The sequence below is a fragment of the Crocosphaera sp. Alani8 genome, assembly GCF_038442745.1.
Classification (GTDB): Bacteria; Cyanobacteriota; Cyanobacteriia; order Cyanobacteriales; family Microcystaceae; genus Crocosphaera.
On the sequence record NZ_JARVCN010000022.1, the window covers coordinates 24663 to 45981 of the forward strand.

Below are 21319 nucleotides of genomic sequence, written 5' to 3' on the forward strand. Positions count from 1 at the left end.
GTTGAACTATTTATCCTTTTGCATTGAGTATATTGTTAATATAAAAATAATGCTCAATCCTCACCATTTTCTATGCTCTCCCAAATAAAAACCCTTGCTGAAGACCTAGCACCAAGGTTGATTGAAATTCGTCGTCATTTGCACGCACACCCAGAATTAAGCGGACAAGAATACCAAACAGCAGCCTATGTATCGGGAGTTCTCTCATCCTGCGGTATTCGTGTGCAAGAAGCGGTAGGAAAAACAGGGGTAGTGGGTAACTTAGAAGGAAATGGTCAAAAAAAGGGGATTTTAGCCATACGCACCGATATGGACGCTCTACCCATCCAAGAAAGGACACAACTGGAGTTTGCCTCCTGTAAATCTGGGGTAATGCACGCCTGTGGTCATGATGTCCATACAACTCTTGGATTGGGAACTGCCATGATTTTAGCTCAGTTACGAGAAAAATTGCCCGGGAACATTCGCTTCCTATTCCAACCTGCCGAAGAAATCGCCCAAGGAGCAAGCTGGATGGTGCAGGACGGGGCGATGCGAGATGTGGACGGCGTTTTTGGAGTTCATGTATTTCCGTCCCTTATGTCCCGTTCTGTGGGCATTCGCTACGGGGCTTTAACCGCAGCTGCAGATGATATCGAAATCTTCATTCAAGGAGAATCTGGTCACGGGGCGCGCCCCCACGAAGCAGTGGATGCTATTTGGATCGCTTCTCAAATCATAACCACCCTACAGCAAGCCATCAGCAGAACTCAGAACCCTTTACGTCCTTTGGTTTTAACCATTGGACAAATAAGCGGAGGTCGCGCCCCAAATGTCATCGCCGATCAAGTTAGAATGGCCGGGACGGTGCGATCGCTCCATCCGGAAACCCATGCTAACTTACCGGACTGGATAGAAAAAATTGTTGCCAATGTCTGCAACACTTACAATGCTAAGTACGAAATGAATTACCGTCGGGGAGTTCCTTCGGTTCAAAATGATCTCAACTTGACCCAAATCTTAGAAAGTGCTTGTCGGGAAGCATGGGGCAACGATCTCGTAGAAATACTCCCGGAACCATCTTTAGGGGCAGAGGATTTTTCCTTATACTTAGAACACGCCCCAGGTACCATGTTTCGCTTGGGTGTTGGCCGTCAAGATAAGACTAACTACCCTTTGCACCATCCCTTATTTGAAGTGGATGAGTCTGCTATTGTTACCGGTGTGGTTACTTTAGCCTATGCTACTTGTAAATATTGGCAAGGGAAACATTGAAATTGCTTATCAGTTACCCTAAAAGATTAGACTACTTAACGATTTGAACCGGCATAACCAAATAGGTCATTTGTAATCCTCCCAAGGGATTGAAAATAACCGGCTGATTCCCCTCATTTAACTGCATTTTTATGTCTGTGGTGGGTAACGCCTTCAAACCATCCATTAAATATTTAACATTAAAAGCAATTTCTCCGCTTTCCCCAGTAACTTCTGCCGGCATGGATTCTTTTGCACTACCTAAATCTTGGGTTTCCACGGATAAAGAAACTTGTCCGTCTTCGTGACTAAAAGTACACTTGACTAAATTGTTTTTTTGATCCGCTAAAACCGCCACCCTTTCTAAGCTACTCAATAAGCGTTTTCTCTCTAAACTAACGCTGCGACTAAACTGTTTAGGAATAAGCATTTGATAGTTAGGATACGCCCCATCTAACTTACGAACCGTCAACCGTTGATGGCCCAATTGAAACACAACTTGCCCTTCATCCACCTGTAAAGCGATGGTATCTGATTCACCACGGTTACCAATAATCCGTTCTAACTCCCGTAAAGCTCGCGCAGGAATGGTCATGGAAAATCCCTCTAGATTCGGCATTTCAGGACTTTTTTCCTCTTCATTTTCCTCATCTGTTTGTGGAGATAAAGTAGTTTCTACGACAGATAAGCGGTGTCCATCGGTGGCGGCAAACTCCAAACTATCCGGTGTCCCTGTTAAATGAACCCCTGTCAAGATTTGTTTGGTTTCGTCGCTACTGGCTGCAAATAAAGCCCCTTTTAAGCCTTCTGTTAACATCACAATGGGCAATTGAATTGACTCCCCTTCTTCTACCGTTGGTAATGGGGGAAACTCCTCTGCATCCATCGCTCTTACCTGAAACTGTCCTGATGCCGATTTTAGAGCTACGATTTGACTATCGTTGTCTTCATCTTCTTCGACCATGAGGGTGATTTCCCCTTCTGGAAGTCGTGATACAATGTCGTTGAGCAGTTTAGCTGGTAAGGTAATTTGCCCGTCTTCACTAACATCAGCACTAAAACTGGTTTCGATTCCCAAGCTGAGGTCAAATGCGGTTAGGCTAACTCGGTTTTTTTGACTGTCAGCTATCACTAACACATTGGCTAAAATAGGGTGCGTCGGACGAGAGGGAACAGCACGACTGACTAAAGATAAATTGCTATTAAGATCACTTTGACTACAAAGGAATTTCATAGAGAGTTGAAAGGGTAATTAACGTAGATCAATTGTATTTTAAAACAGATTCCTAGTTGCTTAAATTTTTCTTCTGTTTCGGGGTGAGTTTGTGGAAAAGGTGTGGAAAAACTTTTATTTTTTCCACAGAAATCTTAGTTTAATCTTAAAAATTAGCTAATCTTGGCAAAAAAGGGGAGAACAGCAATAAATACTGAGAAGAACAAAAGACAACTAAATGCACATATAAGACAATAATCTTGATTCTTATTCCATAATTCACTGTCATTCTCAATTTTATAAGGGATTGTTCGTAAATGCTTTTCTTTAGAGCTAAACCAAACGGAGAAATTCTCAACTGCTCACACACCGTAATTTCATGGAACTGAAATTTTACTCTTTCTGGGAAAAAAATCTAAAAATAGCTCAAAAAAACCTATTTTTCACGTAAATTGTCAAATTTAGCGATTTAAAATAATTTTAACTTTTTCCACAGACTCATAGCAGTTTTCAATTGAGTGAATAAAAATCTTGGTTTAGTGAGGGTGGGGAGTGTGGGGACTATTTTTCTTTGATTTTGTAATCATAGGGATATTTTGAATGATGGTTACTTAGCAACGGCCAATTTTGGCATTAAACGATTCAATACCTGTTTTAATACCATTGCTGTCCAGTCGATATCTTCTCGGGTTGTTTCTCGTCCTAAAGTTAAACGAATGCCCCTTAAAGCTTCTTTTTCTGAGTAACCCATAGCCAATAAAACAGAACTAGGACTCAATTTTCCACTATGACAAGCAGAACCTGCACTAATAGCGATTCCTGCTAAGTTCATCTGGCGAACAACCATTTTACCCGTAATTTTTTCCGTTGCACTTGTTTGAAAAGGATCGTGAATCACAAAACTAACATGATGAGGAAGACGATACAACCTATCCCCCGTAGCAAGCAAATAAGGACAATCAGCCATCAAATCAAATAAGCGATTCCGTAATCCCATCAAGCGAGAACTTTCTGTTATCATTTCTGTAGATGCCAGTTTGGCGGCGAGTCCAAACCCTGCGATAACTGGCACAGCCTGGGTTCCTGAACGTTTTTTCCCTTCTTGTCCCCCTCCTAAAACTAAAGGAGCAATTTCTACTCCCGGACGCACATATAACGCCCCCACTCCTTGAATTCCATAAATTTTGTGTGCCGAAAGGGATAATAAATCAATGGGAGGTTGCTGTACATCGATAGTCATTCTGCCGGCGGTTTGCACTGCATCTGTGTGAAAAAAGATACCATGAGCCTGTGCAATCTTCCCCAATTCTTCGATAGGTTGCAGGGTTCCTACTTCACTCTGACCGTGAATAATGGAAATAAGCACCGTATTGGATTGAATGGCCGCTTTTAAATCTAGGGGATTAATTCTTCCTTGACGATTCACAGGTAAAGTAGTTATTTCCCATCCTTGGGCTTCTAGATGGCGTATTGGTTCCCTAATAGCCGGATGTTCAACACTAGAAATGATTAGATGTTGAGGTGTGTCATACTGCCCTGCAACACCTAAAATAGCGAGATTATCTGCTTCTGTCCCCCCCGATGTAAAAATAATCGATTCTGGGTTCTCTGCGTTGAAAAGCGAGGCTATTTCAACTCTAGCAGTTTCCAGGGTTATAGCCGCTCTTTGTCCCCATTGATGCAAACTAGAAGGGTTACCCCACTCTCCTGTGAGAATTTTATTAACGTAAGCAATTACCTCAGAACGAGGAGGAGTTGAGGCACTATAATCTAAATAAATCTGCATTATGACCTAAAATAAGTGTTTTGCTCAAGCCAGATGTAACTACAAAGAACGGGTAAGCAAGACGATAATCGACAATCTAGCAATCGATTTTAATGATCGGGCTTACACACATTATAGTCTTTTTCTCCATCAAACCCTTGGCATTCTCGCCTACCTTCACCATAAAACCTGAGTCCGATCTTAGGAGTTTGGAGTTCGCTGTTAAGTCTTTTTCGAGTATATATTTGAGATTCCTTAACTCAACAAATTTTCTTATATCGAACTCAGGTTATAAAGTTTACAATACTATACAAATGAAACCTGCTGTAAAATTTCAGTAAACATTTTACTGCTTCTTAAAACTTAAGAAAGTTCTTGACGATTATTGAAAAATGACTGCAAAATAAGGATGGTTATAAGGAAACTTTTGAAACTCAATAGATATTGTGATCGCCTCTAAGAGTCATCCCATTCTATGTAAGCTTATCTTAAAGCTGAAAACCATATAGCCTTCCCCATTAAGGTTAGGATATTTTCTCCGTTTCCTGTTCCCTAACACAACAATTTGTGTGTCCTAACCGTTGTTCGTAATGCTATCTTCAGTTGCTTTCAAATAAGTTTTCGTTTCGGTTTAAGCTCAAAATCAGCGAAGTTGTCTAATTTAACTGATTCTTTATTTCCTTTTCCCAATTATTCAACCGACTAGCTACAGGGGAAGAGTCTACCTTTTGGACGATAAGTTCAACTTTTTTTAAGGCTAGGGTAAATGTATATAAACCGCTCGTTTAGGGATTTTTAAGACAAATATCATGCTATTTAATAAATCACTTTTATCCTCACTCACTCATCTTTTTATATTGTCATCCAGTTTATTTTCTAGTGTTGCTGTTTACAATAGTTTACCAATTCTGGCAACCGAAAAAGAGACAGATAACAATCAAGGGGAACTATATTCGCAAACAATAACTAAAAATCAACTACCCAATGGAACATATTTATACGGGACCTCTTCTGAACGGGATCAAATAGGTCAAGACTATATGATATTTAAAGTTTATCAAGGAGAAGTTCAAGGGGCTATTTATAGACCGCGCTCAGAATTTAATTGTTTTACAGGAATCTTTGATAATGGTCAAATAAGTATGTCTATTGTAGACTTTTATGGGACTAGTCACGATTACGCCGTTAGACTAACAATCCCCTCTACAGCTTCTACTAACAGTTCATGGACCGAAGTAGAGTTAGACGGATATCATCGTATTGATTTTATTAGTCAAAGTGATAAAAAAATCCTTGACACTTGTTTGTCCTAATAAACAGATACTTCAAGTTACATTGGAGTTTTGCATTGACAAAAAAACTAAATATGGGGCAATGCTTAGATGAAATCGCTAAAGAAACAAAGTTTTTCGCTCCCTACTTGTACTACTTCGCACGTAAAATCAGCTAATACTTAGTTAGAAGAAGAAAAACTACGGGTTTCAACTTAGACCCCCTTTAATTATCCCTACTTCACTTAACTTGCAATCAGACTAAAAATGTGACACAATATTTGTTTGTGTGTAAATATTGATTAATCGAGTAAATTGCTAAATTAAATTATGGCTAGTAAAAAAGGGGTTCGACTAATTATTACCCTAGAATGTACAGAATGTCGAACAAATATCAGCAAGAGATCGCCTGGCGTTAGTCGCTACACTACCAGCAAAAATCGGCGCAACACCACAGGAAGAATAGAACTGAAAAAGTTCTGCACCCACTGCAATACCCACACCGTTCACAAAGAAATTAAATAGTTGCACACCATAAAATAAGGAAAAAGTCAAGTATGAGTTATTATCGCAAACGTTTGTCCCCCATTCCTCCCAAACAACCCATCGACTATAAGGATATAGAACTGTTAAGAAAATTTATCACCGAACGGGGTAAAATCCTACCAAGAAGGATTACGGGGTTGACCGCAAAACAACAAAGAGCCTTAACCACAGCAGTAAAACGGGCAAGGTTTTTGGCTTTGCTACCTTTTGTCAACAAAGAGGCCTAACTCATTCTCTAATTCTGGGTATTCGGGGTTAGTATAGTATCAGAACTTAACCTCAAAGTACCAATACAAGTCGCTAAACCTTATCCAGAAACGGTGAAGTATGGGAAAGTTAGGGAAAATGTTAGCAAGTAAGGCAAAAAGCGGGTGGAAAAAGGTAAATTAGTCGAATTTAGAGTCAACGGAGAACATCGTCTGGCAGTGGTTGACCGTCCAGAAGGTAAAAAGGATTGGATGGTTATTGACTGTAAAGGTCATTCCCATAAGTTGCGACCCCAACGAATAGACTATGAAGTACCAGGAGGCCCTTACCATACGGATGATATACCTCAATTTCTCCAAGAGATTCGACCCTACCTTGACCCCTCTAATTTAGAAGTGGCCTGGGAATTGTTAGTAGAAGACGGAGAAGCAGTAACACCGGCAGAGATGGCCAGCTTTCTTTACTCCGAGCAAACACCAAAGTTATGTTATGCAGCCCATCGTCTACTGTCTGAGGACAAAATATACTTTAAGAAAAAAGGAGATAACTATGAACCCCGTTCCCTCAGTCAAGTCGAAGAAATTAAACATCAACTAGAAGTTGAACAACAGCGTCAACAAGAAAAAGAAATCTTTCTTGAGCATATTCAACAAGGTATAGCAGGGGAAAGGGTAGAATGGACTCAGAGCGATCGCACTCGATTAGAATTACTAGAAAAATTTGTCTTACAACCAGAGCAAAGTCATCGTAACGCCCAAGACTTACTCAAAGAACTAGGACAGGGAACTACCCCTGATGCCGCTTTCGATTTGCTGGTAACTTTGAAATGGTGGAGTCCCAACGAAAATCTTTTCTTAAAGCGAAGCTCTTACCCAGTCAATTTCCCTCAAAAGGTGCTAGATGTGGCCTCTTCTCACTTACAAAATTTGCCTGCCGACCCTGATAGAGATCGCTTAGACTTGACCCACCTAAAAGTCTATACCATCGATGATGAAAGTACAGAAGAAATTGACGACGGTTTGAGTGTGGAATATTTGGACGATAATAAAGTCAAATTATGGATACACATCGCCGATCCTACCCGTTTAGTCACTCCAGGAGATGAGTTAGATTTAGAGGCGAGGAAACGTAGCACAACTTTATATTTGCCTACAGGGATGATCTCCATGTTCCCAATGGAATTAGCCACAGGACCAATGAGTTTATGTCAAGGTCAAATCTGTGCAGCTTTGAGTTTTGGGGTTGTCTTGGATAGTGAGGGGGCAGCAGAATCTTATTCCATTCATGCCAGCATCATCAAACCCACCTATCGCCTCACCTATCACGATGTGGATGAAATGTTACAGTTAGGCATCACTGCAGAATCAGAATTGGCAGTGCTGGCAGATGCGGCAAAAAAACGACATCGGTGGCGACAGTCCCAAGGGTCGATCACCATCAAAATGCCGGAAGCTATTATTAAAGTGAAATCGGAAGAACAAATTATAATTGAATTATTAGAAACGTCTATTTCTCGTCAGTTAGTAGCAGAAATGATGATTCTAGCCGGAGAAGTGGCAGGAAATTATTGCCGGGAACACGGCATACCTGTTCCCTTTCGAGGACAACCTCAACCAGAGTTACCTTCAGAAGAAGAATTATTATTGTTACCGGCAGGTCCAGTGAGGGCTTGTGCTTTGCGCCGTTGTATGCCCCGCAGCGAAATGGGAACCCTGCCTAGTCGTCACTCTAGTTTAGGTTTAGACAACTATACTCAAGTAACTTCTCCTATTCGTCGCTACACGGATTTATTGACTCATTTTCAACTAAAGGCTCATCTGAGAGGGGATGAACTACCCTTTTCTCTGGACATGATGCAACAAATTTTATATAGCGTTACCCTGTCAGCACAAGAAGCATCCCTAGTTGAACGACAAACGAACCGTTACTGGGGGTTAGAATTTTTGCGTCGTAACGCCGATCAAGTTTGGCAAGGATTAGTTTTACGCTGGTTAAGGGAAGATGAAGGGTTAGGGGTGATTCTCTTGGAAGAATTGGGGTTAGAATTACCTCATCGTTTTGAGCGTTCCGTGTCTTTAGGCGATCGCATCAATGTACAGGTCAGTCGCGCTGATCCTCATCGTGATGAAATCCGCTTTCGTGAGATGCTTGAACACGAAACTATCATTAATAGTTGAAAATAAATTATTACAATAATGGGTGAAGATTGCGTTTTTACTCCTCAACAAATTGTTTATTTAGCTGATAACTACCATCGTCTTTATTGCGAGGTGATTCAAGTAGTAGAATCTCGTAAATTGTGTTGGGTTCGTCCCCTATATTTAGCAGATTTAGGCAAAGAAGGAGAATTTAATCAACAATCATTTACCCCAAAATTATTAACAGATGTACGATCAACCTCTGATTTATTATATCCTATTAACCTATTTCAACCTGCTTTAGATACAGAATTAATTCCTTTATTAAGTCAGTTAAGTAGTCCAGATTATTCCCTAGATAATAATTCCATTGCTAGGGAAAAGTTATATCAATTTATTACTAAAATTTGGCAAACGTATCGCGAGCAATTTTAGCTTATCCTACCAGAAAAAGACGAGAGGGTGAGATCCGTCCATTTGAAATCGAGGGATGATAACTCTTTTATGACTATGGGGTAATCCCAAATCCGTTTGCCATAGCCCCTTTAAAAATTGGCCACAAAGTTATCCGCCCCACACATTATGACACGCAGGGGGATGACAATAATATCAATCAGCTTATGGTCTTTAGTGCGCTCAACCCTTGAGTCAATTAATTTCTCAAAATGGTCAACGAGGGTGATTTTTGGACGTAATTTGATTTCCTCTCATTAAAAAGGACTTTTTCTCATTATCTCTCACCTACGCCAGGTTTCCTGCCTAACAAAAGAAGTTTTGTAGCTAATGAGTCTCTTGCGTTGAAATGAAGAGAGAGCGCAAACAAATTGGAGATTAAGATTCTAATTTCTAATCTCAACTCAATTATAATTTAATTCTGTTGATATTTTAGATACTTTTGCCCTGGCCTATATTTTGACTCACTTCTATGACGAATTCTAACAGAACTATTCCATTGCGCTTCAGTTTTGATTTACATAGGTTAAAACATAAACTCTTGCCACACTATCTCTGTCTCTCTGTCTCCCTAAACACTTCCCATTTGTCCCCCACAGTCCTAAACTTGACTTGAGAGATATAACAGGCAATCGCGAGGTTATCTTGTGAAGAAAGTTCTAGCAATCATACTCGGTGGAGGCGCAGGGACGCGCTTGTATCCCTTAACTAAGTTACGGGCGAAACCGGCTGTTCCCTTAGCAGGAAAATACCGTTTAATCGACATTCCCATTAGTAATTGTATTAACGCAGAAATACTCAAAATCTACGTTTTAACTCAATTTAACTCCGCTTCTTTAAATCGACATCTAACACGCACCTATAACTTTACAAACTTTAGCGATGGGTTTGTAGAAGTATTGGCCGCGCAACAAACAAAAGAAAACCCCCGTTGGTTCCAAGGAACAGCAGATGCTGTGCGTCAGAATCTCTGGTTATTCGATGAATGGGACGTGGATCAATATTTAATTTTGTCTGGTGATCATCTCTATCGCATGGACTACAGCGATTTTGTTAGACGACATCAGGAAACTGGGGCAGATATTACTCTATCTGTGGTTCCCATCGATGAAAAGCGCGCATCTAGCTTTGGATTGATGAAAATTGACGACAACGGGCGCGTTGTGGATTTTTCTGAAAAACCCGAAGGGGATGCTTTGAAGCAAATGCAGGTTGATACTTCAATTTTAGGATTGAACCCAGAACAGGCGAAAGAAAGTCCCTACATTGCCTCTATGGGTATCTATGTCTTCAATAAAAAGGCATTAACCGATCTACTTAAAAATAACCCCGAACAAACGGATTTTGGTAAAGAGATTATCCCTGGTTCTGCCAAAGACTATAATCTTCAGGCCTATTTGTTTAAGGGTTATTGGGAAGATATCGGGACCATGGAATCGTTCTACGAGGCTAATTTGGCTCTTAATCGTCAGCCAAGACCTAGTTTTAGCTTCTACAACGAAAAGGCTCCTATTTACACTCGTGCGCGCAACTTACCCCCTACCAAGATTCTCAATTCCAACATTACGGAATCCATGATTAGTGAAGGGTGTATGATCAAAGACTGTCGCATACATAACTCGGTTTTAGGAATTCGTAGTCGTATCGAAACCGATTGCGTAGTTGAAGATTCTTTGCTTATGGGAGCAGATTTTTATGAGTCTTTGGATACTCGTCAGTCTATGCTGAGTGAGGGTAAAGTCCCTGTGGGTATTGGTCATAGTAGCACCATTAGAAGAGCCATCATCGACAAAAACGCACGCATCGGTAGCAATGTCACCATTGTTAACAAAGAGAATATAGAAGAATCCAATCGTGAAGATGAAGGTTTCTATATTCGCAATGGGATTGTTGTGATCATCAAAAATGCTGTTATTCCAGATGGAACAGTGATTTAACATTTAGCAAAGAGGCGAAATTTCGCCTCTTTTCAAGTTGGTTCGATTGGCGTTGATTTCATCGTTTTAAAGACTGAGTTTCAATGTATGAGAGTATTTTACCCCATAGAATTTCTAAGCAGATAAGGTTATCTATTTCATATTTCTTTTTGTTAGTTCAGGTGATTAATGGTTTATGGATATTCGTCTTTTAGTTCTTGATATTGATAATACAATTGCCGGTAAATCTAATACAGTCAGTGATGGGGTTAAAAAAGCACTAAAATTAGTACAAAGTCAGGGTATTAGAGTAGCTTTAGCAACGGGAAGAATGTATCATTCTGCCAAGCGGTTTCATGAGTTAATCGCTTCTGATTTACCGATTGTTGCTTATAACGGTGCTTGGATTCAATGTCCTTTGACTGGAGTTCGTCACCATCATTTTCCCGTTGATTCTAACATCGCTTATGAATTACTGGATTATTTTCAGAAACCAGAATGGTTAGATAAACTAGAAATTCATTGCTATATTGATGATCGTTTGTATGTAGAAGAGATTACAGCAAGAACAGAAATTTATCGTCAAAGATCTGGAATAGAACCGATTATTGTTAAAGACTTACGATCTATTTTGAAACAAGAAACTACAAAAATTTTGGCGATCGGGAAACCCAAATCTATTGGAAAGTTATTGTCGGATTTACAACGAGTTTATACTCGTGAAAAACTTTATTTAACCCAGTCAACTCCTATTTATTTTGAAGCTACCCATCCCCAAGCAAGCAAAGGTTTTGGGGTGCGTTTTTTAGCCGAAGAGTTGTTGCAAATAAGAGCTGATCAAGTAATGGCGATCGGTGACAATTTTAACGACTTAGAAATGCTGGAATACGTGGGACTAGGTGTAGCAATGGGCAATGCACCAAAAGCAGTAAAACAAGTCAGCCAATGGGTAACTGTTGATGTGGAGAAAGATGGAGTAGCCGTCGCTATCAAACGGTTTTTGTTGAATTAATAGTAAAGAGGAAGCGACCTCTACCAAAAAAGTCTGTCTTCTTTCAACCTTTTATTAAAAAAATATTTTAAAACATTACCTTTTGTAAATTAAAGGGCGAAAAACTTGACTTTGTGTATTTTTTTGTCGTTTTGGGAAGCAAGTACAGATGGAAGATAAACCTAATTTTAACTATTGTTAAGTTTTCTCAACAAAAAAGACATTAAAGATTTATGATCAAATACGGATGCCCTGCCTGAAACAAAACTGAATCGGGCAAATTAGACGCAATCACAAAAAAAGCAAAATATTCTATTTTTGCTAATGTTCTATTACAATGTCCTCAATAGGAAAACCTTAAATTTTATTGTCGAGAGAGGAGAACACTCATGGCAGATGTTACTGAGGCTAAGGCTAAGGTAACAGTTGATGTTGATCCGGTTCCTACTTCCTTTGAGAAGTGGGGCAAACCAGGACACTTTGACCGTACCTTGGCCAGAGGACCCAAAACCACAACTTGGATTTGGAATCTTCACGCCGACGCACACGATTTTGATAGTCAAACCAGCGATTTAGAAGATATTTCGCGAAAGATTTTTAGCGCGCACTTTGGTCATTTGGCCGTAGTCTTCGTCTGGTTAAGCGGCATGTATTTTCATGGCGCAAAATTTTCTAATTACGAAGCCTGGTTAAACAACCCAACTGCAATCAAACCCAGCGCCCAGGTCGTCTGGCCTATCGTAGGCCAAGGGATTTTGAACGGCGATGTGGGTGGCGGTTTCCACGGTATCCAGATTACCTCTGGCCTATTCTACCTGTGGAGAGCGTCGGGCTACACCAACAGTTACCAGCTATACTGTACCGCCATCGGTGGCTTAGTGATGGCTGGCTTAATGTTGTTCGCTGGATGGTTCCATTATCACAAACGGGCTCCCAAATTGGAGTGGTTCCAAAACGTGGAATCCATGATGAACCATCACTTAGCAGGATTACTAGGATTAGGCTCCCTATCTTGGGCGGGTCACCAAATTCATGTTTCCTTGCCAGTGAACAAGCTGTTGGACGCAGGGGTTGCTGCTGAGGACATTCCTCTGCCCCACGAATTTCTCGATGTCAGCAAAATGGCCGAGTTGTATCCAAGTTTTGCCGAAGGTTTAACCCCTTTCTTCACCTTGAACTGGGGAGTCTATTCAGACTTTTTAACCTTTAAAGGTGGACTAAACCCCGTAACCGGTGGTTTATGGCTCTCTGATACAGCGCACCATCACTTGGCCATCGCCGTCCTCTTCATCATTGCTGGTCATATGTACCGCACCAACTGGGGTATTGGCCACAGCATGAAAGAAATTCTTGAGGCTCACAAAGGACCGTTCACAGGAGAAGGACACAAAGGTTTATATGAAATCCTTACCACCTCTTGGCACGCTCAGTTAGCCCTAAACCTAGCACTGTTAGGTTCATTAACCATCATCGTGGCTCACCATATGTACGCCATGCCACCTTACCCGTATCAAGCGATTGACTACGGAACCCAATTATCCTTGTTTACTCATCACACTTGGATTGGTGGATTCTTGATAGTAGGTGCAGGAGCGCACGCAGCTATATTCATGGTTAGGGACTATGATCCTGCAAAGAACGTCAACAATCTTTTAGATCGGATGCTACGTCACAGGGATGCGGTTATTTCCCATCTCAACTGGGTTTGTATTTTCCTAGGCTTCCATAGCTTCGGACTTTACATCCACAATGACACCATGCGAGCTTTAGGCCGTCCCCAAGATATGTTCTCGGACTCCGCCATTCAGTTGCAACCCATCTTTGCGCAGTTCGTACAAAACATGCACACCTTAGCCCCTGGCGCAACTGCCCCCAATGCGTTAGCCACAGCTAGTTATGCATTTGGCGGTGAAACCGTAGCGGTTGCAGGGAAAGTGGCTATGATGCCCATCACCCTAGGAACAGCTGATTTCATGGTTCATCACATCCATGCTTTCACCATCCATGTAACTGCCTTAATTCTTCTTAAAGGTGTTCTCTACGCTCGTAGTTCTCGCCTCGTTCCTGATAAGAGTGAATTAGGATTCCGTTTCCCCTGCGATGGTCCAGGACGGGGCGGTACTTGCCAAGTTTCTGGTTGGGATCACGTGTTCTTAGGATTATTCTGGATGTACAACTCCTTATCTATTGTGATTTTCCACTTCAGTTGGAAAATGCAATCGGATGTCTGGGGAAGCGTTGCACCAAATGGTTACGTTGGCCACATTACAGGCGGCAACTTTGCCCAAAGTGCTATTACCATCAACGGTTGGTTAAGAGACTTCCTCTGGGCACAGGCTGCTAACGTAATCAATTCCTACGGCTCTGCCTTATCGGCTTATGGAATCATGTTCCTAGCAGGACACTTTGTCTTCGCTTTTAGCTTAATGTTCCTCTTCAGTGGACGTGGCTATTGGCAAGAACTGATTGAGTCAATTGTTTGGGCTCACAACAAGTTGAATGTTGCACCTTCAATTCAACCCCGTGCTTTGAGCATTGTTCAAGGTCGGGCAGTTGGTGTAGCTCACTATCTGTTGGGAGGAATTGTGACCACCTGGGCATTCTTCCTGGCAAGAAGCTTATCAATTGGTTAATCTAGGGTAAAAGGACACTGGAGCAACTCTTGCTCTGAGTCCTTTATCCTCAACTTTTTAAGATAAAGAGGGTGTTAACACCGTTTTCCCCCTCTGTCGTTTACGACAAACCCGAATTACATCAAAAAATGAGCATTTGTCTCATTATTTTAGAGAGGAGAATTTCCTAAAAAGCTATGGCAACTAAATTTCCAAAATTTAGCCAGGACCTCGCACAAGATCCAACTACTCGTCGGATTTGGTACGGGATCGCCACGGCCCACGATTTTGAAACCCATGATGGAATGACCGAAGAAAATCTATATCAAAAGATTTTTGCTTCTCATTTTGGTCATATCGCCATCATCTTCCTGTGGACCTCCGGCACCCTCTTCCATGTGGCCTGGCAAGGTAACTTCGAGCAGTGGATTACCGATCCCCTTAACATTCGCCCCATCGCCCATGCCATCTGGGATCCCCAGTTTGGTCAAGGTGCGATAGACGCCTTTACTCAAGCAGGTGCTTCTTCTCCTGTTAACGTTGCTTACTCTGGTGTGTACCACTGGTTCTACACCATAGGTATGACAACCAACGGTGATCTTTATCAAGGGTCTATATTCCTCTTGATTTTGTCTGCCTTATTCTTGTTTGCTGGTTGGTTGCACCTACAACCTAAGTACCGTCCTAACTTAGCCTGGTTTAAAAACGCCGAGTCCCGTCTAAATCACCATTTGGCTGGTTTATTTGGAGTTAGCTCGTTGGCTTGGACTGGTCACTTGGTTCACGTAGCAATCCCCGAAGCTCGCGGACAGCACGTTGGTTGGGATAACTTCTTGTTTACCCCCCCTCATCCAGACGGGTTACTCCCCTTCTTCACTGGTAATTGGGGTGCTTATGCGGCTAACCCTGACACCCCTGGTCATGTGTTTGGAACTGCAGAAGGTGCAGGAACTGCAATTCTGACCTTTTTAGGTGGTTTCCATCCCCAAACTGAAGCATTATGGCTGACAGATATTGCCCATCACCATTTGGCAATCGCAGTAATCTTCATCATCGCTGGTCATATGTACCGCACTAACTGGGGTATTGGTCACAGCATCAAGGAAATCCTCAACACTCACAAACCCCCCAGTGGCAAATTAGGTGCAGGTCATCGCAACCTCTATGACACCGTTAATAACTCTTTACACTTCCAACTTGGTTTAGCATTGGCAAGTTTAGGGGTTATTACCTCCTTGGTTGCACAGCACATGTATTCCTTACCGTCCTACGCTTTCATTGCTAAGGACTACACCACCCAAGCTGCACTCTACACTCATCACCAGTACATTGCTGGCTTCTTGATGGCAGGTGCCTTTGCTCACGGTGCTATCTTCTTCGTTCGTGACTACGATCCCGAAGCGAATAAAGATAACGTTTTAGCACGGATGCTAGAACACAAAGAGGCAATTATTTCCCACTTAAGTTGGGTGTCTCTCTTCCTTGGTTTCCACACCCTCGGCTTATACGTTCATAACGACGTTGTGGTTGCTTTTGGAACCCCTGAAAAGCAAATTTTAATTGAGCCTGTATTTGCTCAGTTTGTACAAGCAGCTTCTGGTAAGGCACTGTATGGATTTGATACTCTTTTATCTAACCCTGACAGTTTAGCTACCGGGGGTTTTGTTGCTCCTGTTTATTTACAGGGTTGGTTAGACGCTATTAACGGTGGTAATAACTCCTTGTTCTTGAGCATCGGACCTGGTGACTTCTTAGTTCACCATGCCATCGCCCTTGGTTTGCACACCACTACCTTAATTCTCGTTAAGGGTGCGTTGGATGCACGGGGTTCTAAGTTAATGCCCGACAAAAAAGACTTCGGTTATTCCTTCCCTTGTGATGGTCCTGGTCGTGGTGGTACTTGTGACATCTCTGCTTGGGATGCTTTCTACCTAGCTATGTTCTGGATGTTAAACACCTTGGGTTGGTTAACCTTCTACTGGCATTGGAAACATTTAGGAGTTTGGAGCGGTAACGTTGCTCAGTTCAACGAAAACTCTACCTACTTAATGGGCTGGTTCCGTGACTATCTCTGGGCAAACTCCGCTCAGTTGATTAACGGGTACAACCCCTATGGTGTCAACAACCTGTCAGTCTGGGCTTGGATGTTCCTCTTTGGACATTTAGTTTGGGCTACTGGGTTTATGTTCCTCATCTCTTGGCGTGGATATTGGCAAGAGTTGATTGAAACCATTGTCTGGGCCCATGAACGTACTCCTTTAGCGAACTTAGTTCGTTGGAAAGATAAGCCTGTGGCTCTTTCTATCGTTCAAGCTCGTGTGGTTGGTTTAGCTCACTTTACTATTGGTTATGTACTGACTTATGCGGCGTTCCTAATTGCTTCTACTGCTGGTAAGTTTGGCTAAATAACTTTCTAGTTAGCATGAAATAAGTAATAAATCCCCTGCCTTTCGGTGGGGGATTTTTGATTGAATATGAATTAAAACAAGTAACAAAAATACTTATACTGTAAAGATGTTTCTATTTTTAAGCAAATAGCTATTAAGGTAGCAAGCAAGATGTTTATGCTACACTTTTGTGAAGCGCAAGCTGACTATGATCATCAGTTTAAAAAAGTTTTTAATTCAACTATTATTTGGAGTCAAAATAATTAATTGTTTTTTTTGTAGCGATCGCACAATTTCTAAATCAACAGAAACCTTAGCTAAAATCTCTTTAACAGTTAATTTTTGATCACAGTTTTGCATGAAATTATATTCAGCATCATTTAAACTAACGGGTTGATAATCATAATTAAGTAAGCTTTGACTTGGCCAACCGTGCAAACAAGGATGAATCCCACAAATAGCGGATAATAGGGTTTCATCCTCTGACCAATCTATCTTAAGTATAGGGGGTTTTCCTAAGAAAAATTCGTAATGAGTAATGTTTTCTGGATCAAGTAGTTCTATCAGTCGATATCGTTGGCGATCGCTTAATTTTTCTCCTCGTTTTATCAGTTCTTCTGACTCTCCAATTAACCGATCTAACTGCCAATATTGAGGGTTAGAAAAACCAATAAATTCTAGCCCCGATGCTTCTATTAATTCAAATAAAGTATCAATATTATAATCAGTTTCTTGGGGATGCACATACATATCTGCAAAAGACTCGTCTCTATGATTTTCTAAGGACCATCTTTCTTCTTGCTTGACAATTCGGTTGTTTTCTGGTAAGGTCTCAAACAATTTTCGCCCCACAAAAACTCCATCTTTATAATCTCCTTTGGTTTCGGCTTGTAGGAGAGAAATAGCTTTTTGCATCAATTGAATTTCCCATCTTCCTAACTCTGCATAGACAAAAATATGGAAAATTCCACCAGGGGCTAATTTTTTGGATAGTGCTTTAATTCCTGCAATGGGATCGGGTAAATGATGCAATACTCCCACACAGTTAATTAAATCAAATTCTCCTTGGATTTCATCAGCATTTTCTAAGGGTAAATGATGAAAAGAGATGGGATGATTGTGGTTAGTTGCAACACCAGATTGTTCACAGCGTTTTTGAGCAATTTCTAAAGCTTTTTCACTAATATCAACTCCCACAATTTCAGCGTGGGGATTTAATAATATTAAGTATTCTGTACCTACTCCTGTGCCACATCCTGCGTCTAAAATGCGGATATTTTCTGTTACTGGTTTTCTCCCTGTACAAAAGTTATAAGCGGCAATCCAATTCCATCGCCAATTATACCCTGGTGGTGGTTCATTTAATAGGGGTTCAGGAGGAAAAGGATAGGTATTATATAATTGTTGAACGGCTGAACTTTCAGGAGAAAACTTAGTCATAAACTTAGCTAAAAAAGTGAATTAAACTATCGAAAATAGTCCATACTCCCCCATCTTCTCATTAAATGAGAGTGATAATATGATTAAAATATTAAAATAATGTTAATTAAAAACAAATTTACTAATCAAGACTTATTATTGGTAGTATTATTCTGTTAATGATCAAATATGAGAAAACAAGAAACAGAAGAAATATTATTGATTAAACTGTGTAAAGGATTAGTGGATATTTGCGATCGCATTGATAAAGGTGAACCTGCTTATCTCGTTAATGATTATCAGCCATTTCCTCAACCTTTGTACGAAGCTTTTGAACAATTAAGCATTAAATGGATATTGAGGGATAGGAAAATGCGTCATCCTTCTATTCTCAGCATGGTTGAAGCAGCGAGAAAGTCAGTAGAAGCAGTTGAACCAGATTTTTGTCAGTGGGTTGATTTTCCTGATGAACCTTTAATTGAGGATATGACAAAACCATCGGAGGAATGCGAAGATTATGCAATTGAGTATAGTTTAAGCTTAGAAATTGATAATAATCAAAGTTATATTCCTCGGTTGATGGAAGAAATTACAAAATATGACTTACCCTATCAAACCTATAGTGTATTTCGTCGTTTTATAGCAGAACATCCTTTTCCTTGTGAATTTGATGAAGCATTATTAATAGAGAAATATCCTGAAATTAAAACAATTAAAGACTTATTAGAAGAAGCTTATCAAGAAACACCTTCGCAGTCTAATGATAAGCCACTATGTAAAAAATGTGGTGGTTATTTATACTGTGCGGCGAGAGAAATTAAAGGATGTTGTGAACCTTTGGATCAAAAAATATATAAGGCACCTACTTCTGATACTGTTAGGTGTTTAATTATAGCGTTTCTCGGACTCATGAGGTACACCTAACTTCTGCCTCCTGCCCCCTGCCTTCTGCCTCAAAGAGATAACTTCTGTACCTCACAAGTATGGGAACTGCTATAGACCATCTTTAATTGAATTGCGCCTGGAAGAAAAAATTAAGGAAATGCAATTAGAAGTAGAATTGTGGCCAGAATTAGATAAAGCTGATCTAAAAGTTACTTTTCCTGATGGTAAAATTTGGGCAATTGATGCTAAAGATTGGGGAAATGCAAGGAAATTAGCCAGAGAGTTAAATCAAGATAAAATTCCTAATATTGGTCAATGTAAATCATTTTTTGTGGTTCCAGACTATCGACTTAGGAAGCTTCAAGATCAAGCAATTTTCAAAAGCAAATATCAAGGTAATATTGATTTAATTTCAGAATCAGACTTAATTAAGCGCATCAAGAAGGAATTAAAATGAGAGATTCAAGTAGTTGGCTTAAAAAACTAAGTAAACAGTTTGAAAACCATGTTTCTCAGCGAACTAATTTTATTCGTACCGAATTAATGTTATACGCTTTACATACGTATTTTCCTCAACATCCAATACAAAAGGCTCATTTATTAATGCAGGGTTATCGAGAAACAAGAATTAATAATCAGCAGTGGAAAATTATTAAACATTTACGTCATTTAGTGTCAGAATTTCGTAGTTCTATTAGTTGGGAAATTGCCCTAAGAAATTATAATGATCTTGCTGAACAAAGTAATAGCTGTTTAGGATTTCAAATTGATTATGAAAATAACTGTATTCGTCTAACTAATGATATGTTTACGAATCGTTATGAGATTTATGAAAGTGTCCTAAATCAAAGACTTGAATTTGATACAAAAAAATACAATCCTGCACCGAAAGGAGATTATCAATTTAAGATTAATTCGGAAGAAATAAGACTAGTAAAAATTACAGATAAGATTGCTAGTATAGGAAAACAATATCAAAACGGTATTCCAAGTATGAATTTAAGTAATAATCATGAATCAATTAGAATAACTCTTGAAAAATTGGTTAATAAAGGACGGGAGTTAAAAGAAGTTCTCAAGTATGATGCGGGAGAAATTATCAATAATTCTCATTATTGGGATATAGAGAATAATAAAGAAACTGAAGAGATATATATTGATGGAGAAAGTCATATTTTGGGTCCCACTGGGAGCGGAAAATCAACATTAATTGAAATTTTAATTACTCTTTTAATTGAAAAAAATAAAAGGATTACTATTGCAACTAATAGTGTGGGAGAAGTTCAAGATTGGTTAGATTTTGCTCAAAAAACAAACATTAAAGCTGTTCCTATCATTGGTAATTCTGAACGACATAAACATTTAAGTCGCTTAAATCAAGCAATTATGTTTGATAATAAAAAACAGTCTTTTACTCATCCAGGTTTTAAATGGTTAAGTCAATCTTGTCCCTTATTTGCATTAGCAACCCCATCAATTCCACAGTCAACTACAAACAAAAGAAATAAACAACCTTGTTTTAATCAATTAGAAGATGTTAATGATCCAAAAAAGAAAAAATATGATTGTCCCTTAGTTGGTGTTTGTCCTCAACATATTACCGCTAAAAAATTAGAAGAAGCGCAGTTAATTGTCGGAACATTACCAGGATTTATTCATAAAAAAGTATCCAGCCATGCTTTAAAAGAAAACATTACAATTTTGGAATATTTAGCATTAAGCACTGATTTATTTATAGTAGATGAAGTTGATCTTGCTCAACCTAAATTAGATGAATTATTTTATCCTATTGTTACTTTAGAATCCTTTAATGAAACCAAAGATACTTGGATAAGAGAAGAATCTTATCAACACGTCAATAGTTTTTTACAGGGTGCAATGGTTGTTCCGAATAGATATCGTGATTCTTGTTTAGAAACATCAGAAGAATGGCGACATTTGGCTAATAAAGCGTTTTCTTCATTGCTGTATTCTCTGAGAGATATTGCTACTACTTTTGAAGGAGAAAAAACCACTCAAGAGATTGAAAAATTGCTTAAACAATGTTCGACAGAAGGAAGATTATTTGCAGCCTGGTCTTTATTTGATAGTTTAGCTGAACATTTATCAGGAAAAATCAAAATACGTTTAGGGACAAAAATCCGTAAACCAACGACCAATAAATACGAAAAAAGTTATGGGAGATATCGTGAAATATTTAAACGTATACAAGATGATTTGACTGATCCAAGGAAGCTTCTCAAAAAGTCTGGGGGGACTCGCCGAAAGTTAGGGGACAAAGAT

At 39.8% G+C, this 21319-nt stretch carries 16 protein-coding genes and 1 pseudogene; 13 read left to right on the plus strand and 4 right to left on the minus strand.

Going from position 1 to position 21319, the window contains the following annotated elements; genetic code table 11:
• Positions 1 to 72: 72 nt before the first annotated feature.
• Positions 73 to 1254 carry a M20 family metallopeptidase gene (locus tag P9B04_RS01825; RefSeq protein ID WP_342053294.1) on the plus strand — a complete coding sequence of 394 codons (1182 nt, stop codon included), beginning with the start codon at positions 73 to 75 and terminating at the stop codon, positions 1252 to 1254.
• Between the two features lie 31 nt (positions 1255 to 1285).
• On the opposite strand, the gene dnaN is transcribed toward P9B04_RS01825, so the two are convergent.
• Together dnaN and P9B04_RS01835 are read right to left on the minus strand one after the other, a co-directional pair.
• Positions 1286 to 2467: a DNA polymerase III subunit beta gene (gene dnaN / locus P9B04_RS01830; protein WP_342053295.1), complete on the minus strand. Its 1182-nt coding sequence runs from the start codon at positions 2465 to 2467 to the stop codon at positions 1286 to 1288.
• A 586-nt stretch (positions 2468 to 3053) separates the two neighbouring features.
• On the minus strand, positions 3054 to 4232 hold the full coding sequence (locus P9B04_RS01835; protein WP_342053296.1) for a cysteine desulfurase family protein: 1179 nt from the start codon (positions 4230 to 4232) through the stop codon (positions 3054 to 3056).
• A gap of 788 nt (positions 4233 to 5020) precedes the next feature.
• Here P9B04_RS01835 and P9B04_RS01840 point away from each other — a divergent pair.
• The 5 genes from P9B04_RS01840 (at position 5021) to P9B04_RS01860 (ending at position 8808) form a co-directional block, all read left to right on the plus strand.
• Positions 5021 to 5524 carry a hypothetical protein gene (locus P9B04_RS01840; RefSeq protein WP_342053297.1) on the plus strand — a complete coding sequence of 168 codons (504 nt, stop codon included), beginning with the start codon at positions 5021 to 5023 and terminating at the stop codon, positions 5522 to 5524.
• A 288-nt stretch (positions 5525 to 5812) separates the two neighbouring features.
• Positions 5813 to 6007 carry a 50S ribosomal protein L33 gene (rpmG, locus tag P9B04_RS01845; protein ID WP_342053298.1) on the plus strand — a complete coding sequence of 65 codons (195 nt, stop codon included), beginning with the start codon at positions 5813 to 5815 and terminating at the stop codon, positions 6005 to 6007.
• A gap of 32 nt (positions 6008 to 6039) precedes the next feature.
• Positions 6040 to 6255, plus strand: a complete 216-nt coding sequence (gene rpsR, locus P9B04_RS01850; protein WP_342053299.1) for a 30S ribosomal protein S18 — start codon at positions 6040 to 6042, stop codon at positions 6253 to 6255.
• A gap of 144 nt (positions 6256 to 6399) precedes the next feature.
• A complete protein-coding gene (locus P9B04_RS01855) occupies positions 6400 to 8412 on the plus strand; it encodes a ribonuclease catalytic domain-containing protein (protein ID WP_342053300.1) in 2013 nt (670 codons plus the stop codon).
• An 18-nt stretch (positions 8413 to 8430) separates the two neighbouring features.
• Positions 8431 to 8808, plus strand: coding sequence for a hypothetical protein (locus tag P9B04_RS01860; RefSeq protein WP_342053301.1), 378 nt, complete (start codon positions 8431 to 8433; stop codon positions 8806 to 8808).
• Between the two features lie 122 nt (positions 8809 to 8930).
• Here P9B04_RS01860 and P9B04_RS01865 read toward each other — a convergent pair.
• Positions 8931 to 9074, minus strand: a pseudogene (locus tag P9B04_RS01865) (transposase family protein); the annotation flags it as partial.
• A 399-nt stretch (positions 9075 to 9473) separates the two neighbouring features.
• Between P9B04_RS01865 and P9B04_RS01870 the strand changes: the two are divergent.
• The 4 genes from P9B04_RS01870 to psaB all read left to right on the plus strand — a co-directional run bounded on the left by P9B04_RS01870 (position 9474) and on the right by psaB (position 16750).
• Positions 9474 to 10763, plus strand: coding sequence for a glucose-1-phosphate adenylyltransferase (locus P9B04_RS01870; protein ID WP_342053302.1), 1290 nt, complete (start codon positions 9474 to 9476; stop codon positions 10761 to 10763).
• 175 nt (positions 10764 to 10938) lie between these two features.
• The gene (locus P9B04_RS01875; RefSeq protein WP_342053303.1) at positions 10939 to 11754 is read left to right on the plus strand and encodes a Cof-type HAD-IIB family hydrolase; all 816 of its coding nucleotides are present in this window, start codon (positions 10939 to 10941) and stop codon (positions 11752 to 11754) included.
• Between the two features lie 368 nt (positions 11755 to 12122).
• On the plus strand, positions 12123 to 14366 hold the full coding sequence (gene psaA, locus P9B04_RS01880) for a photosystem I core protein PsaA (RefSeq protein ID WP_342053304.1): 2244 nt from the start codon (positions 12123 to 12125) through the stop codon (positions 14364 to 14366).
• 176 nt (positions 14367 to 14542) lie between these two features.
• Positions 14543 to 16750 (plus strand): photosystem I core protein PsaB, encoded by a 2208-nt coding sequence (gene psaB, locus P9B04_RS01885; protein ID WP_342053305.1) that lies wholly within the window; start codon positions 14543 to 14545, stop codon positions 16748 to 16750.
• 219 nt (positions 16751 to 16969) lie between these two features.
• On the opposite strand, the gene P9B04_RS01890 is transcribed toward psaB, so the two are convergent.
• Positions 16970 to 18172: a class I SAM-dependent methyltransferase gene (locus P9B04_RS01890; RefSeq protein ID WP_342053306.1), complete on the minus strand. Its 1203-nt coding sequence runs from the start codon at positions 18170 to 18172 to the stop codon at positions 16970 to 16972.
• A 168-nt stretch (positions 18173 to 18340) separates the two neighbouring features.
• Here P9B04_RS01890 and P9B04_RS01895 point away from each other — a divergent pair, with 168 nt between their 5' ends.
• The 3 genes from P9B04_RS01895 to P9B04_RS01905 form a co-directional block, all read left to right on the plus strand.
• A complete protein-coding gene (locus P9B04_RS01895) occupies positions 18341 to 19075 on the plus strand; it encodes a hypothetical protein (RefSeq protein ID WP_342053307.1) in 735 nt (244 codons plus the stop codon).
• Between the two features lie 118 nt (positions 19076 to 19193).
• Positions 19194 to 19493 (plus strand): restriction endonuclease-related protein, encoded by a 300-nt coding sequence (locus tag P9B04_RS01900; RefSeq protein WP_342053308.1) that lies wholly within the window; start codon positions 19194 to 19196, stop codon positions 19491 to 19493.
• On the plus strand, positions 19490 to 21319 hold a 1830-nt coding region (locus tag P9B04_RS01905), incomplete at its 3' end, for a pPIWI_RE_Z domain-containing protein (RefSeq protein WP_446717957.1). The genes P9B04_RS01900 and P9B04_RS01905, both read left to right, overlap by 4 nt.